Annotated in this window: 13 protein-coding genes; 10 read left to right on the top strand and 3 right to left on the bottom strand. The window is 63.3% G+C overall.

Annotation, left to right across the window (positions count from 1 at the left end):
- Nucleotides 1-6: 6 nt before the first annotated feature.
- Together IC50_RS16790 and IC50_RS16785 are read left to right on the top strand one after the other, a co-directional pair.
- A complete protein-coding gene (locus IC50_RS16790; RefSeq protein WP_035706863.1) occupies nucleotides 7-1,707 on the top strand; it encodes an aspartate:alanine exchanger family transporter in 1,701 nt (566 codons plus the stop codon).
- 23 nt (nucleotides 1,708-1,730) lie between these two features.
- Nucleotides 1,731-2,156 carry a hypothetical protein gene (locus IC50_RS16785; protein ID WP_035706860.1) on the top strand — a complete coding sequence of 142 codons (426 nt, stop codon included), beginning with the start codon at nucleotides 1,731-1,733 and terminating at the stop codon, nucleotides 2,154-2,156.
- 68 nt (nucleotides 2,157-2,224) lie between these two features.
- Here IC50_RS16785 and ppk2 read toward each other — a convergent pair whose 3' ends face one another.
- Both ppk2 and IC50_RS16775 read right to left on the bottom strand, forming a co-directional pair.
- A complete protein-coding gene (gene ppk2 / locus IC50_RS16780; RefSeq protein WP_035706984.1) occupies nucleotides 2,225-3,025 on the bottom strand; it encodes a polyphosphate kinase 2 in 801 nt (266 codons plus the stop codon).
- Between the two features lie 45 nt (nucleotides 3,026-3,070).
- Nucleotides 3,071-3,526, bottom strand: a complete 456-nt coding sequence (locus IC50_RS16775) for a hypothetical protein (protein ID WP_035706857.1) — start codon at nucleotides 3,524-3,526, stop codon at nucleotides 3,071-3,073.
- 148 nt (nucleotides 3,527-3,674) lie between these two features.
- Between IC50_RS16775 and IC50_RS16770 the strand changes: the two genes are divergently transcribed.
- The 7 genes from IC50_RS16770 to IC50_RS16740 all read left to right on the top strand — a co-directional run bounded on the left by IC50_RS16770 (nucleotide 3,675) and on the right by IC50_RS16740 (nucleotide 10,958).
- Nucleotides 3,675-4,133 carry a hypothetical protein gene (locus IC50_RS16770; RefSeq protein WP_035706854.1) on the top strand — a complete coding sequence of 153 codons (459 nt, stop codon included), beginning with the start codon at nucleotides 3,675-3,677 and terminating at the stop codon, nucleotides 4,131-4,133.
- The gene (locus IC50_RS16765) at nucleotides 4,126-5,361 is read left to right on the top strand and encodes an HlyD family secretion protein (protein ID WP_035706851.1); all 1,236 of its coding nucleotides are present in this window, start codon (nucleotides 4,126-4,128) and stop codon (nucleotides 5,359-5,361) included. Before IC50_RS16770 ends, IC50_RS16765 begins: the two co-directional genes overlap by 8 nt.
- 92 nt (nucleotides 5,362-5,453) lie before the next feature.
- A complete protein-coding gene (locus IC50_RS16760; RefSeq protein WP_085973798.1) occupies nucleotides 5,454-5,810 on the top strand; it encodes a hypothetical protein in 357 nt (118 codons plus the stop codon).
- A 530-nt stretch (nucleotides 5,811-6,340) separates the two neighbouring features.
- Entirely contained in the window at nucleotides 6,341-7,816 is a 1,476-nt protein-coding gene (locus tag IC50_RS16755; protein WP_333938100.1) for a HAMP domain-containing sensor histidine kinase, read from the top strand.
- 103 nt (nucleotides 7,817-7,919) lie between these two features.
- Nucleotides 7,920-9,599: a DUF3300 domain-containing protein gene (locus IC50_RS16750; RefSeq protein ID WP_035706981.1), complete on the top strand. Its 1,680-nt coding sequence runs from the start codon at nucleotides 7,920-7,922 to the stop codon at nucleotides 9,597-9,599.
- On the top strand, nucleotides 9,596-10,510 hold the full coding sequence (locus IC50_RS16745; protein ID WP_035706843.1) for a DUF2950 domain-containing protein: 915 nt from the start codon (nucleotides 9,596-9,598) through the stop codon (nucleotides 10,508-10,510). Before IC50_RS16750 ends, IC50_RS16745 begins: the two co-directional genes overlap by 4 nt.
- Nucleotides 10,494-10,958, top strand: a complete 465-nt coding sequence (locus tag IC50_RS16740) for a hypothetical protein (RefSeq protein ID WP_035706840.1) — start codon at nucleotides 10,494-10,496, stop codon at nucleotides 10,956-10,958. The genes IC50_RS16745 and IC50_RS16740 overlap by 17 nt, the downstream gene beginning before the upstream one ends.
- A 272-nt stretch (nucleotides 10,959-11,230) precedes the next feature.
- Here IC50_RS16740 and IC50_RS16730 read toward each other — a convergent pair whose 3' ends face one another.
- Nucleotides 11,231-12,322, bottom strand: a complete 1,092-nt coding sequence (locus IC50_RS16730; protein ID WP_035706834.1) for an enolase C-terminal domain-like protein — start codon at nucleotides 12,320-12,322, stop codon at nucleotides 11,231-11,233.
- A 187-nt stretch (nucleotides 12,323-12,509) separates the two neighbouring features.
- Between IC50_RS16730 and IC50_RS16725 the strand changes: the two genes are divergently transcribed.
- Nucleotides 12,510-14,069, top strand: a complete 1,560-nt coding sequence (locus tag IC50_RS16725) for an adenylate/guanylate cyclase domain-containing protein (RefSeq protein WP_035706831.1) — start codon at nucleotides 12,510-12,512, stop codon at nucleotides 14,067-14,069.
- The last annotated feature ends 215 nt before the right edge of the window (nucleotides 14,070-14,284 follow it).

Below are 14,284 nucleotides of genomic sequence, written 5' to 3'. Positions count from 1 at the left end.
TCGAACATGCTGGGCTTTTTCACATTCCTTCAGCAGTACCCCTATCTGCTGCTGTTCTTCGTTGTCGGTCTCGCGGTCTATATCGGCCGAGCCAGCATCAAAGGCTATGGTCTCGGCATGGTCGCCGGTGCCATCGTGGTGGGTGCGGGCCTGTCGGTGTGGGCCTCAACTTACGGCGTGAAGCTCGAGCTCAACAACTTCGTCAAGAGTCTCTTCTACTACCTCTTCATGTACGGTGTTGGCTTGCGCGTCGGCCCCTCCTTCATCAACAGCCTGAAAGGCGACGGCCTCAAGTTCTGCATTCTCGCCGTCGTCTCGAGCGTGCTCGGCCTTGCGCTGGTGGTCATCGGAGCGAAGCTGTTCGCGCTGCCGACCGGTGCGGCCGGCGGCATGCTGGCAGGATCACAGACCATGTCGGCTGCCATCGGCTCGGCCGAGCAGGCCGTCACCTCCGGCGTCGTCAAGCTGCCTGCGGGCATGAAGCCAGAGGACGCATCCGGCATGATCGCGCTGTCCTACGGCATCACCTATATCTGGGGCACCGTCGGCATCATCCTGATCTGCAAATATCTGCCGCGCTGGTGGGGGGTCGACGCGAAGGCGGCGGCCAAGCAGTATGAGCGCGAGTTCGGCGTCAAGGATCTCGAAGGCGGCGGCCTCACCGGCTATCGCCAGTTCGGGCTGCGCGCCTATCGGCTGGAGAACCCCGCAACCGCCGGCATGACCATCGCAAAGTTCCGCACGGTGAATCCGGAGTACCGGATCATCAATGTGGGACGGAATGGCGAGCCGCAGGGTGCCGATGCCGACCTTGTGCTGCAAAAGGGAGACATCGTCGCACTTGGCGGCTCGACCGAGCATCTCACCGACAAGATGGGCCTGATCGGTCCCGAGGTTGCCGACGCCAAGACGCTCGGCGTTCCCATGGACCAGGCGGACATTCTCGTCACCAACAAGGACATGGTGGGACGCACGTTCGAGTCCTTCCGTGACACGGCGATCGCCGGCCAATTGCAGGTCACCAAGGTCGAGCGCGGCGGCGTGCAGATTCCGGCCGGGCTGAAGACCAAGCTGGAGCGAATGGACATCGTCTCGGTGGTCGGCCTGAAGTCCGCCGTCAACGAGCTCGGCGAGATGTGGGGTCGCATTGCCCGGACCAACACGTCGACCGACCTGCTGACCCTGTCGGTCGGTATGATCATCGGCTTCCTGATCGGCATGGTGGAGTTCCCGGCATTCGGCGCCAAGGTTGGTCTCGGCAACGCCGGCGGCCTGTTGCTGTCGGGCGTGATCGTCTCCTCGATCGTGTCGCGGCTGCGCTTCTTCGGCAATACGCCGAACGCGGCGCGCAACGTGCTGGAGGATCTGGGTCTCGTGGTGTTCGTCGCCATCGTCGGTGTCAATGCCGGCGCAGGTCTACTGGCTCAGCTCACCGGTGCGGTCGCGCTGAAGATCTTCATCGTCGGCTTCATCGCCTGCACGATCCCGCCCTTCATCGTCTGGGCGATCGGCTATCACGTGTTCAAGATCAATCCGGCCGTATTGATGGGCGGTGTGGCCGGTGCGCGCTCGCACTCCGGTCCTTGCCGTGAGGCCGCAGTGGAGATCCAGAGTTCAGTGCCCTGGATCGGTTTTCCGGTCGGCTACGCCGTTTCGGGCATCCTGCTCACCGTGTTCGGCTACTTCGCAATGCTTCTGGCTCAATAGGGAGCCAAATTCAGGGGAAAATCATGAAGAAACTCGTTGCTATTGCTGCTTTGCTCCTCGGTGTCGCAAGCTTCAGCGCGCCGGCGCGGGCCGAGACCGGCCAGGTCGCCGTGGTCTTCACCAAAGGCGGCTTCATCGTCGGTGTGGGAGGCGGCGAGGGCGTGCTGCACCTGCGCGGCAAGAATTATCCGTTCACCGTATCCGGCATGAGCGTCGGTTTGACCGTGGGTGCCTCGACGACCAAGTTCGTCGGGCGTGCCTTGAACTTGCGGGGCCCGGCGTCGATCGAAGGTTCCTACGCGGTGGGCGGGGCCGGCGGCGCTGTTGCGGCAGGTGCGGGAGCGGTTCAGTTGCAAAACGCGAACGGCGTGATCCTGCAACTCAGCGGGCCGAAGGTTGGGGCTGAGGTGTCGGCAGCCGTCGGCGGGGTTACGATCCGGCTGAAATAGGCCGTACGCCCAGAGAGAACAGGCCGCGCATTTGCCCGGCCTGTTCTCTGTTCGATCTGGATCCTCGTTCAGTACCGCTCTTCCACGAACTTCATCCCGTTCAGGCTCGCCTGGTCGTTGTAACGCCCTTTCCCGGAGCGCGGCGGCAGCTTGACCTTGTCCCTCTTGATGCGCTTGTACGGGATCGAATCCAGAAGATGCGCGATGCAATTGAGCCGCGCCCGCCGCTTGTCGTCGGACCGAACGATGGTCCACGGCGCATGCTCCGAACTCGTGGCTCCAAACATCAGATCGCGGGCCTTGGAATAGTCGTACCAGCGCCGATACGACTCCGTGTCCATCGGGCTCAGTTTCCACTGCCGCAATGGATCGTCGATCCTGGCTCGAAACCGCCGCTCCTGCTCCTCCATCCCGACCTCAAGCCAGATCTTGATCAGGATGATCCCGCTCTCGACGAGATGCTTCTCCATCTGCGGGCACAGCGTGAGGAACCGCTTGTGGTCCTCCGGAGAGCAGAAGCCCATGACGTATTCCACGCCGGCGCGGTTGTACCAGCTCCGGTCGAAGATCACGACTTCGCCGCCGGCCGGGAAGTGCTGCATATAGCGCTGGATGAAGAGCTGCGACTTCTCACGGTCGGACGGCGCGGGAAGGGCGACCACGCGGAACACGCGTGGGCTGACCTTCTCGGTGATCGCCTTGATGGTGCCGCCCTTGCCCGCGGCATCGCGGCCTTCGAAGAACACCACGACGCGCAGCTTCTTCTCCTTCACCCATTCCTGGAGATGGCAAAGCTGGACCTGGAGCTTCTCCAGCTCCTTTTCGTAGGTCTTGCGCTTCATCCGCGCCCCAACCTCGCCCTTTGCCATGCTCTGCCTTTCGTTTTGTCGGATCGGATCCGGGCGGATCAGCACTCAATCACCCCAGGAAATCGCGACGCCGATGTCGCCCGGCATGCCGCCGGGGAAATCGATGATCTGGTAGCTGATGCGATAGCCGCGCGGCTTCAGATAGTCGGTCCAGAGCTGGAAGATTTCCTTCGGAATGCCGGTCAGCGTCTTCTCCCAGCCCGCTTCCTGCTGGTTGATGGCGCGACCCTTGTCGGTGCACAGCGTATTGGGAAAGCGATAGACCTGCACCTCGGTCAGCCCGTTGCGCACCGCACGCTGAATGATGGACGCGGCAAGCTGGATCTTCTCTTCCTCGGTCTTGCCGGACGGTTTGCTCAGCCGCTCGATCAAGGCACGCTTTTCATCCTCCGCCGCAGCGGCGAGCCGGGCATATTCCTCCGCCTTTTCGGCTTCCTTGAGGGCCGCTTCCTTGCGGATCTGGTTGGCATTGGGGATCAGGGTGTCGAGATTGGCGGACATTGCCGATGCCTCCTGCTATGTTTCAGTGCTCGGGCAAGGCTAGGTCGGGCGGCCGTCATTCCGTTGATTCAAATCAAGCAAAGCAGAACCGGGGTTGCCAGAGTAAGATAGAAGCCACGGCGGCTGGGTCCCCGATCAGGAGGGCGCGTTGAGCGAGCAGCTTCATCCGATGGCACCGCACCATTTGCCATTCTACATCACCGCGCCTGGCGAAACAGACGTGCTGATGATCGTGACGGGAATCATCCTGATCGCGGCCGTTTTCGCGGTGGGTCTATTGTATTGGCATCTGCACAGCTTGCCCGAGCGGATGGCTCACAAGACCCAGAAGCTGCAATTCGAGATCGTGGCCGTGCTGGGACTTCTCGCTCTGTTCACACACGAGCATCTGTACTGGATCGCGGCCTTGGTCCTTGCGCTGATCGAGCTGCCGGACTTCGGAACGCCGCTACGAAGCATTGCCGGATCGGTGGAGAAGATCGCAGACGGCACGTCACCGAATCCTGCAAACGAAATATCGCAACCAGGTGCGGTGGCGGCTCCAGCAGCGATCAGTCTGAACGAACCGGAGGTTGAGACCGACCATAAGGTGCGTAGCCATGCTTGAGCTCATCATCTGCTCGTTGCTGACCATCCTTCCGGACTATCTCTACCGGCGCTTTGCCCAGGGCAAACGGTTCGGCAAGGAGATCACGCTCTTTTCCGTGTGGTACGAGCTTCGCTGGGGTATCACCGGCTGCCTGATGCTGACCGTGGGTCTGATCACCAGCGTCTTCTTCTTTCATCCGGCGACTTCCAATGCGGCGTTGCTGTTTCGAACAGTCCCGATCCTGCCCGAGGGATCGGGCCGTGTCGCCGAGGTCAATGTCGGCTACAGCCAGGCCGTGAAGAAGGGCGACATCCTCTTCCGGCTGGACAATTCGAAACAGACGGCGGCGCTTGAAACGGCCAAGCGCAAGGTCGCCGAGGTCGATGCGTCAATGGCGTCGGCGAGGGCCGATGTCGTCAAGGCCGAGGCGCAAATTCAGGAAGCCAGGGCCAACTACCAGCAGGCCAAGGACGAACTCGAAGTCAAGACTGAGCTGCAACGTCGCAATCCCGGGATCGTGCCGCAGCGTGATATCGAGAAGCTTCAGGTCCTGGTCGACCAGCGTCAGGCCGGCGTCGACGCCGCGACCGCCGCGAAGGAAGCAGCGAGCTTGCAGGTGTCGACGCTGCTGCCGGCGCAGAAGGCGAGTGCGGAGGCCTCGCTGGCCGAGGCGCAAGTCGAGCTCGACAAGACCTTCGTGCGTGCAGGCGTCGACGGACGCGTCGAGCAATTTCTCGTTCGCACCGGAGACGTCGTCAACCAGCTGATGCGGCCCGCGGGAATTCTGATTCCTGACGGCGCCGGCCGAGAACGGCTGCAGGCCGGCTTCGGCCAGATCGAAGCAGGCGTGATGAAGGAGGGCATGGTTGCCGAGGCAACCTGCGTTTCCAGGCCATGGGCTGTGATTCCTCTGGTCGTGACCGCTGTGCAGGACTACATCGCGGCCGGCCAGTTTCGGGCCGGCGAACAGCTCATTGAGGCGCAGAACCTCGCAAAGCCAGGGACAATTCTGGTGTTTCTCGAGCCGCTCTACAAAGGCGGCCTTGACGGCGTCACGGCCGGCAGCACCTGCATCGTGAATGCCTACACCAGCAACCACGAAGCGATCATCGATCCCAAGACGTCGACCGGCCGGCGGATCGTCCTTCATGCCATCGACGCGATCGGATTCGTCCATGCGCTCTTGTTGCGCATCCAGGCGCTGTTGCTGCCGTTCAAGACCCTGATCTTCAGCGGTGGCCATTGATCCGAAACGAACTGACTGGAAGGAAACGATGCATGTCTGGGAGTTGGAAATCGCCTGCCGCGGTCGCGCTTTCGTTAAGCGCGATCCTTGCAATGAACGGGCGCGCCGGTGCGGTCGACCTGAACGGTGCCTGGGCTACGAGCGCCGATCAGTGCGACAAGGTGTTCACCCGCGAAGGAGGTAAACTTGGCTTTACCGAGATGTCCGAGGTCTATGGCGGCGGTTTCATTGTTGATGGCGATCAGCTCATCGGCAAGTCCGCGCGCTGCAAGGTCAAGGTCAGAAGGGACGTCGGCACGAGCGTCAATCTGATCGCGACCTGCGCCACCGACATCATGCTGTCCAGCGTTCAGTTCAGTGTGAAGGCCCTGGACGCGAACAGCATCGCCCGCCTCTTTCCAGGCATGGAGGACATGGAGATCAGGTACAACCGCTGCCCAATGCGATAAGGCCGTGCAACAAGAAGAATTGCGCCACAGCGACTGGTGCGGTCGCGCTCGGATTGTGCTGTGATGGGGCCGTTTGGACGAGACCGCCGGAGAGAAGCATGAGCGGGCGCAATTCCATTGCGTCGATCAAGCCGCGAGACGTTGCGGCTACGCTGCTGTGGCTCGGAGTGGTCCTTTGGTGGTTGAACCTTCAGCTCGGCCAGGTAGCTGCTGCCGAGCAGCGCGACGTCGACCGCCGCGAACCGAAGCGCGTGTTGCTGCTGCATTCGTTCGGCCGCGACTTCCTGCCCTGGAGCGAGTATGCACGGAGCATCAAGGCCAATCTCGAGCAGCGCTCCCCGTGGCCGCTCGACATTCAGGAGCATACCCTGCTCACCGCGCGGTTCATCGCGCCAGGTCCTGAAGGGCCTTTCGTCGAATATCTCCGCTCGATCTACGAGGGCCATCCGCCTGATATCGTGATGAGCATCGGAGGGCCTGCCGCAGGATTCGTGCAGAGGCATCGGGCGGAGCTGTTCCCGAAGGCGCCGATGGTCCTCACGACGGTGGAAGAACGGCTGATCGACCGGGCGAGCCTGACCGAGAGGGATGCCGTCGTTTCAGTCCGCCACGATTTTGTCGCGGCATTCCGCAACGTGCTTCAAGTGCTCCCGGACACGCGAACAATCGCCCTCGTGATCGGAGCGTCCAAGTTGGAAAGATTTTGGCTTGAAGAGGTCAAGAAGGATATCGGACCGCTCGAAGAGCGCGTCTCGTTCGTCTGGTATGGCGATCTACCTTTCGACGAGATCCTGAAAAAGGCCTCGGTGCTTCCGCCGCACACGGCATTATTTTGGGGCTTGATGTCCGTCGACGCGGCCGGCGTCGTTCACGATGGGGAAAGCGCGCTGCATCGCCTCCGTGCCGTCGCAAACGCTCCCATCTTCTGCTTTGAGGAGTCCTTCTTCGGGCGCGACATCGTCGGTGGTCCCATGCATTCCATTCCCGAACTCGGCCAAAAGACTGCCGATGCGGCGCTCCGAATCCTCGGTGGCGAGAAGCCTGCAGACGTCAAAATCGAACCGATCGCATATGCTGTGCCAAAATACGACTGGCGCGAATTGCAGCGGTGGGGAATCAGCGAGAGCAACCTGCCGCAAGGCAGCGAGGTTCTGTTTCGTGAGCCGCGCATCTGGGAAAAGTACCGCTGGCAGTTGGCGCTCATCGCGGCGGTGATCCTCGTTCAGGCAGGACTCATCAGCGGTTTGCTTCATGAGCGCCGGGGCCGACGCCTTGCCGAGGTTGAGTCCCGACAGCGATTGGCCGAACTCGCGCATGTCAACCGATACTCGGCCGTCGGCGAACTGACGGCGTCGATCGCGCATGAGCTAAACCAGCCCCTCGGTTCGATTCTGACCAACGCGGAGACGGCGGAGCTGATGCTGAAGGGCTCGTCGCCCGATCTTCAGGAGATCCGCGAAATTCTCGCCGATATCAGGCGTGACGACCAGCGTGCCAGCGAGGTGATCCGCCGGCTGCGCAGTGTGCTCAAGAAGGCGCCGTTCGAGATCAGGGATATCGAGCTGAAGGAAACCGTGCGAGAGGTGATCGGCTTTGTTGGCGATGTGGCGTCGGGGCGCAACACTGTGCTGAGCTTCCATGCGCCACCCGATCTGGAGCTGAACGTCAAGGGCGATCCCATCCAGCTGCAGCAGGTCGTGCTCAATCTCATCCTCAATGCGTTGGACGCGATTTCTGAAGTTCAGAGAGGCAAACGGGAAGTCAGCGTGATCATGGGCCGCTCTGCCAATCACGCGGAAATTCGTGTTGGAGACACGGGACCTGGGATCGCGGTCGCCGATCTCAAGACCATCTTCGATCCCTTCTTCACCACCAAGCCGGAGGGCATGGGGATGGGGCTGGCGATCGTCCGGACGATCGTTGAGGCGCACCACGGCACGATTTCCGCGGAGAACCAGCCGTTCGGCGGTGCGCTGTTCACGGTTCGACTCCCGCTCGCGGGCTAGCATCCCGCGTTGCAGCAGGCGACGCGCTCGTTTCGTTGATTTTTGTCAATGAACGTACCGCTCTCGGTCTCATGGTCCCGACAGGACTGAGATGGAGGATGCGATGTTCCGCCGCAGCAAAAGTCTAGTCGTGCTTGCGCTGTTGCTGGCAACGCCCGTTTGCGCGTCGGCCCAGACGACCGAAAAGCCGGTCGCCGCCCCGCAGGCGCAGCCGGCGGCTGCGCCGACGGCCGAGCTTCTGAAGCCCGAACAGCTGGAGGCCCTGGTCGCGCCGATCGCCCTCTATCCCGACGAACTGCTTGCGAACGTGCTGGCTGCCTCGACCTATCCGCTGGAGATCGTGCAGGCCGACCGCTGGCTGAAAGAGCGCAAGAGCCTCAAGGGCGATGCGCTGAAGGCGGAGGTGGACAAGCAGGGCTGGGACGATAGCGTCAAGGCGCTGGCCAGCACCGCCGACGTCCTCACCATGATGAGCGACCAGCTCGACTGGACCAAGAAGCTCGGCGACGCCTTTCTCGCGCAGCAGCCCGATGTGATGGATGCGATCCAGCGCCTGCGCACCAAGGCCTATGACAACAAGAAGCTGGTCACCACCAAGCAGCAGAAGGTCAGCGTCCAGTCTCAGGAAGGCAAGCAGGTCGTTGTGATCCAGCAGGCTGATCCCGCAGCGATGTACGTTCCGTACTATGATCCGGCGACCGTCTACGGCAGCTGGCCCTATGCGGAATATCCGCCTTACTATTGGGGCTATCCGTCCTATATCGGTGCGGGAGTGGTTGCGGCCGGCATCGCATTCGGCACGGCCTGGGCGATCGGGCGCTGGGGCAATTACTGGGGCGGCGGCTGCAACTGGGGCAATCGCAACGTCTACGTCAATCATCGGACCACGAACATCGGCAATGGCTGGCAGCACAATCCCGCGCATCGCCAGGGCGTTCGATACAGCAACACCAACGTTCAGCAGCGCTTCGGCAACAACAATCTGAAGGCGGGCGCATCGGACCGGATGGACTTCCGTGGCCGTGACGGCAACCAGGTGCTGCGTCCCAATCAGGGCGCAGGAGACCGGGCGGGAGATCGCGCAGGCGACCGTGCTGGTGACCGTGGCGGTCCGGGTGATCGTGCTGGCGACCGGGCCGGAGATCGCGCGGGTGACCGCGCCGGCGGTCGTGGCGATCGGCCTGGCGGCGGCGACCGTGCCGGTGCCGGGGATCGCGCCAAGGGCGGCGGCGATCGGGCCAAAGCCGCTGCAAAGGGTGGTGGCGACCGCGCCAAGGCCGCGAGCCGCAGCGGCGGTGCAGCCAACCGCAGTGGTGGCGGCAATCGCGGCGGCGCGATGAACGTCTCGTCCGGCCGATCGGCGGCCGCGGCATCCGCGCGCGGCAGGTCAAGCATGGCGAGCATGCCGCGTGGCGGCGGCGGCCCGAGTATGGGCGGCCGAGGTGGTGGTGGCGGAATGGCGGCGCGTGGTGGCGGCGGCTTTGGTGGAGGCGGCCGCGGAGGTGGCGGCGGCCGGCGCTCGGATGTCACGCTGAAGCACGACATCGTGCTGCTCGGTCGTCTCGCCAACGGCCTCGGTTACTATCGTTTCAGCTATCTCGGCAGCGACAGGGCCTATGTCGGCGTGATGGCGCAGGAGGTCGAGCAGGTGATGCCGGGCGCTGTGACCCGTGGCCGAGATGGTTATCTGCGCGTCTATTATCACAAGCTCGGGCTGACATTCCGCACCTACCGGGATTGGCTCGCTGACGGCGCGAAGCTCCCTGCGGAGGTGCTGCCATGATCGGGCTGAAATCGTTTCGCCTTACGGTATTCCCGGGCATCACGGCGCTGGCGCTTGTTGGCTCCGCGGCTCAGGCGCAGCAATCCTACAAGACGCCGGAGGACGCGGCCGCAGCGCTCGCAGTCGCGGTCAAGAGCGGACCGGACGACATATTGAAAGTGCTGGGCAGGGCCGCTGACGATATCGTGTCCTCGGGCGACGAGATCGCAGACAACGATATCCGCCAGCGGTTCACCTCGATGTATGACGCCAAGCACGGCATCAAGGCGCAGGGCAACAAGAGCGCGACCCTGGTGCTGGGACCGGATGAATTCCCGTTCCCAATTCCGCTGGTCAACACCAGGACGGGCTGGGAGTTCGATACCGACGCGGGGCGCATCGAAGTGCTTCGCCGTCGCATCGGGCGCAACGAGCTGGACGCGATCCAGACCGCGCTCGCTTTCGTCGATGCGCAGAACGAATATGCGGACAAGGACCGCGGCGAGGGTGTCGGCGTCTACGCGCAGCGCATCGTCTCGTCGCCCGGCAAGAAGGATGGGCTGTTCTGGCGTGACGACAGCGATCCGAGCCCGCTCGGCCCACTGGCGGCGCAAGCCTCGAGTGAGGGCTACAAAGCCGGTGAGGGAATGACGCCCTATCATGGCTATTACTTCCGGATCCTCAGGGGACAGGGACCCGATGCCCCGGGCGGCGCCATGAACTATGTCGTGAAAGGCAAGATGATCGGCGGCTTCGCGCTGATCGCCTGGCCGGCCGAGTACGGCAATTCCGGCGTGATGACCTTCCTGGTCAACCATGCCGGGGTTGTCTACCAGAAGGACCTGGGCAAGCGCACCGACTTCGTGGCCAGGCGCCTCACGCTGTTTGATCCCGACCAGACCTGGAAGAAAGTCGATGCTGCGAAGCCGTGAGATGATGGGCACCACGCTGCGGTCGATCGGACAGCTTGCCGCGATCGCGCTATTCGCCGTCACCGTTCCGGCCGCTCCCTCGCTTGCGCAAGCTGCCGGCCATGTCCGGGTCAAGATCGTGAAGGCGGGGTTGCTGTTGGGGGGCGGCGCTGGAAGTGGTGTATTGAGCTATCGCGGCCGTAGCTATCCCTTCCGCGTCACAGGAATAAGCCTCGGAATCACGGCCGGCGCGACTGCCGGCCGCCTGGAAGGCTGGGTGTCCGGGATCAGAGACGTCCGCGACTTCGCCGGCACCTATAGTTCGGTTGGCGGTGGTGGCGCTCTCGTCGGCGGCGTGGGCGGAGTCCACCTACGAAACGACAACGGCGTCGTAATGGTCCTGCAAGGCCCCAAGGCCGGGTTGGAGATGGCCGCCAACCTCAGCGCGATCACGATTTCGCTGAAGTGAGCTGACTTGAATCCTCCTGCTTCAGTTCATCTGAGCCGCTTGTCGCGCTGCTCGCTGCTTCCGGACGAACGGCTGCTGGCGCAAGCGGCGGCATCGTTGGTCCGCTTGCCGTCCCCGCGCAACGCGTATGTCGCCTTCACTCCGTCATTGCAAAACCAAGGGGCCGATGACGGGCTCTGCGACGCAATCCAGGATCGTTCCGCGGTGGCAGTCTGGATTGCTTCGTCGGAAGAACTCCTCGCGATGACGACGTCGGGGTAGCGGGCGCGCTTTCAGCCAACGAGATACTTGGCGACCGCCGCTTCATCCCATTCGATGCCGTTGCCCGGCTCCTCGTTCGGCAGCGCAAAGCCGTCCTTGATATGCAACCGCGTTGCCAGAACCGCGTCGGCCCAGTCGACATATTCCAGCCAATGCGCCGTCGGCGTGACGCAGAGCAGGTGCGCGCTGATCTCCGAGAACAGGTGCGTGGACATCTCGATGCCGGCGGCGTGCGCCAGCGAAGCGGCGCGGAGCCAGCCGGTGACGCCGCCGATGCGCTGGACGTCGGGCATCACGTAGTCGCACGCCTCGGCCGAAAGCGCGGACTGCATCGAGAAGGCGCTGTCAAAATTCTCGCCGATCTGGACCGGTGTCCGCAGCGCGTCGGCAATGCGGGCGCAGCCGGCATAATCGTCATGGCGGATCGGCTCCTCGATCCAGACGAGGCCCTCGTCGTCGAGCATCTCGCCGCGACGGATCGCCTCTGTCACCGTCAGCGCCTGGTTGTAGTCGCACATCAGCGTGACCTGATCGCCGACGGCCTTGCGCACCGCGCGCACGACTGCGAGATCCTCTCGCGCATCGGGCCGGCCGACGCGGATTTTGGCGGCCTGAAATCCTTCAGCCAGCAGCTTATGGGCTTCCTCGACCGCGGCGCCCGCCGGCATGATGCCCAGCCCCTTCGAATTGTAGGCCCTGACCGGTTTCGGCGCGCCGCCGAGCAGGCGGGCCAGCGGCAGGCCGCGTGTGCGGGCCAGCGCGTCCCAGGCCGCCATATCGATGCCGGATTGCGCCAGCCGTTGCAGACCGGCAAGGCCAAGCAGCGTGAAGCGCTGGGTCAGCTTTCGTTCGATCTCGAACGGCAGCAGTTCGTCGCCGGCGAGCAGGTCTGACATTTCCGTGACCATCGCCGTCAGCGGCTTCAAGGCCGAGGGCGTGATCGAGAACAGATAGGCGTGCCCCATCGCGCCCTGGTCAGTCTCGCAGTCGATCAGCACCAGCGGCGCTTTGGCGACCGCCCCGGTCGAGGTCTGGAGCGGCAGGTTCATCGGCACGATCACGGGGCGCGCGTGGAAGCGTTTGATGCGAATGGTTTCGGTCATGGGATCTCCCGGCGGAGCGGATGCAGACGGGGCTGATCTTAAACATCCGTGATGAAACGAAAAGGCGTTTGGCCCGACCACCATAAAATGGGGTTGCGCGGGCCTGCAATTGTTGGCTCTGTGCCCGCATTCCTTGCCACAGATCCCGACGGATTTGCGACAAAATCGCACACAGCGGAGCCACAGAGTGAAACAAGAGATCGCCGAAGATCAGCGCAAGAGCGGCATTCTCACGGGCGCCGTGATCGCCTTCCTGCTGCTCGCCCTGCCGCTCGCGGTGTGGCTGGACCTGACCGAGCTGAGCAAGACGGCGCTGCGCCGGCAGGCTGCCGATCTCAACTCCGTGATATCGAGCGTCCGCAGCTATTACGCCTCCAACGTGGTCGGGCGCGTGCTGGCCAACCGTGATGGCACCACGAAGGTCGTGCACAATTACGAATCCATCCCCGGCGCGATCCCGATTCCGGCGACCCTCTCGCTCGAGCTCGGCCGGGTGATCGGCGCGCAGCAGGAGAACATCACCTACCGCTTCGTCTCGGACTTCCCGTTCCAGAACCGTGCCCCGCACCAGCTCGACAAGTTCGAGAAGGACGCGCTCGATGCGCTCCGGAAGGACCCCGAGCAGAAGATCGTGGAGACCGAGACCTCGCTGTTCAACGACAAGGTCCGCCTGGTCGCCCCCGTCACCATGGGGCCGGCCTGCGTGAGCTGTCACAACAGCCACCCCGAAAGCCCGAAGACGGACTGGAAGGTGGGGGATGTCCGCGGCATCCAGGAGGTGATCATCGCCCAGCCGATCGCCGCCAACATATTCTCGTTCAAGTTCCTGCTGGCCTATTTCCTGATCGCCGCCGGCAGCGGCCTGTCGTTCCTCTCGCTCCAGCGCCGTCAGGCGCGCCGCATCAAGGGCATGAACAAGGAGCTCGAATCCGCCAACGACTTCCTCGCCTCGCTCTCGATGAAGATCTCGCGCTACATCCCGCCCCAGGTCTACAAGAGCATCTTCTCCGGCCAGAAGGACGTCACCATCCACACCGAGCGCAAGAAGCTCACCATCTTCTTCTCCGACATCCAGAACTTCACCGCGACCGCCGAGCGGCTGCAGCCGGAGCAACTGACCCAGCTCCTCAACGAATATTTCACCGAGATGTCGGCGATCGCCCACGACTATGGCGGCACCATCGACAAGTTCATCGGCGATGCCATGCTGATCTTCTTCGGCGACCCCGAGACCAAAGGCGACCGCGCCGATGCGCAGGCCTGCCTCCGGATGGCCTGGCGCATGCAGCAGCGCCTCGCCGAGCTCAACGGGAAATGGCGCGCCTCCGGCATCGAGCAGCCGTTCCGCTCGCGCATGGGCATCAACTCGGGCTATTGCAATGTCGGCAATTTCGGCAGCACGGACCGCATGGACTACACCATCATCGGTGCGGAGGCGAACCTTGCCGCGCGCCTGCAATCGATCGCCGAGCCCGGCGGCATCGTGCTGAGCTACGAGACCTTCGCGCTCGTCAGCGACATCGTCCGCGCCCATGCGCTGCCCGCGATCACCATGAAGGGGATCAGCCGGGAGGTCATTCCCTATTCGGTGGACGCGCTGAACGAGGCGGCGGAGAACAGCGGCATCATCACCGAGCGTGCGCCGGGCCTCGAGCTCTATCTCGATCCCGCCGTGGTGAAGTCAGGAGATGCCGCACGCGTGCGCTCGCTGCTGGAGAACGCGCTCGCCTCGCTCAAGCCGGCGTGAGGGGGGCGGCCGCGTGTAGCGTTCGTTTCGATCGCGAGAGTCCCCGTGCGGCACCCCTCTCCCTAACCCTCCCCCGCAAGGGGGAGGGAACATACCTTTGTTGTGGCGCGAGCTCGTTCTCATCATTGCCATGGCGTAGCGAGGCACAGTGTAACGGCGCATCCGGCTGCGCTCCCTCCCCCCTTGCGGGGCAGGGGAATCGCATGTGGATTTGA

Origin of the sequence: Bradyrhizobium genomosp. I (2014) (genome assembly GCF_000261685.1) — a bacterium.
In the GTDB taxonomy this organism is placed as follows: domain Bacteria; phylum Pseudomonadota; class Alphaproteobacteria; order Rhizobiales; family Xanthobacteraceae; genus Bradyrhizobium.
Note: the sequence above shows the minus strand (reverse complement) of the source record. Positions and strands in the feature narration are given on the sequence as shown.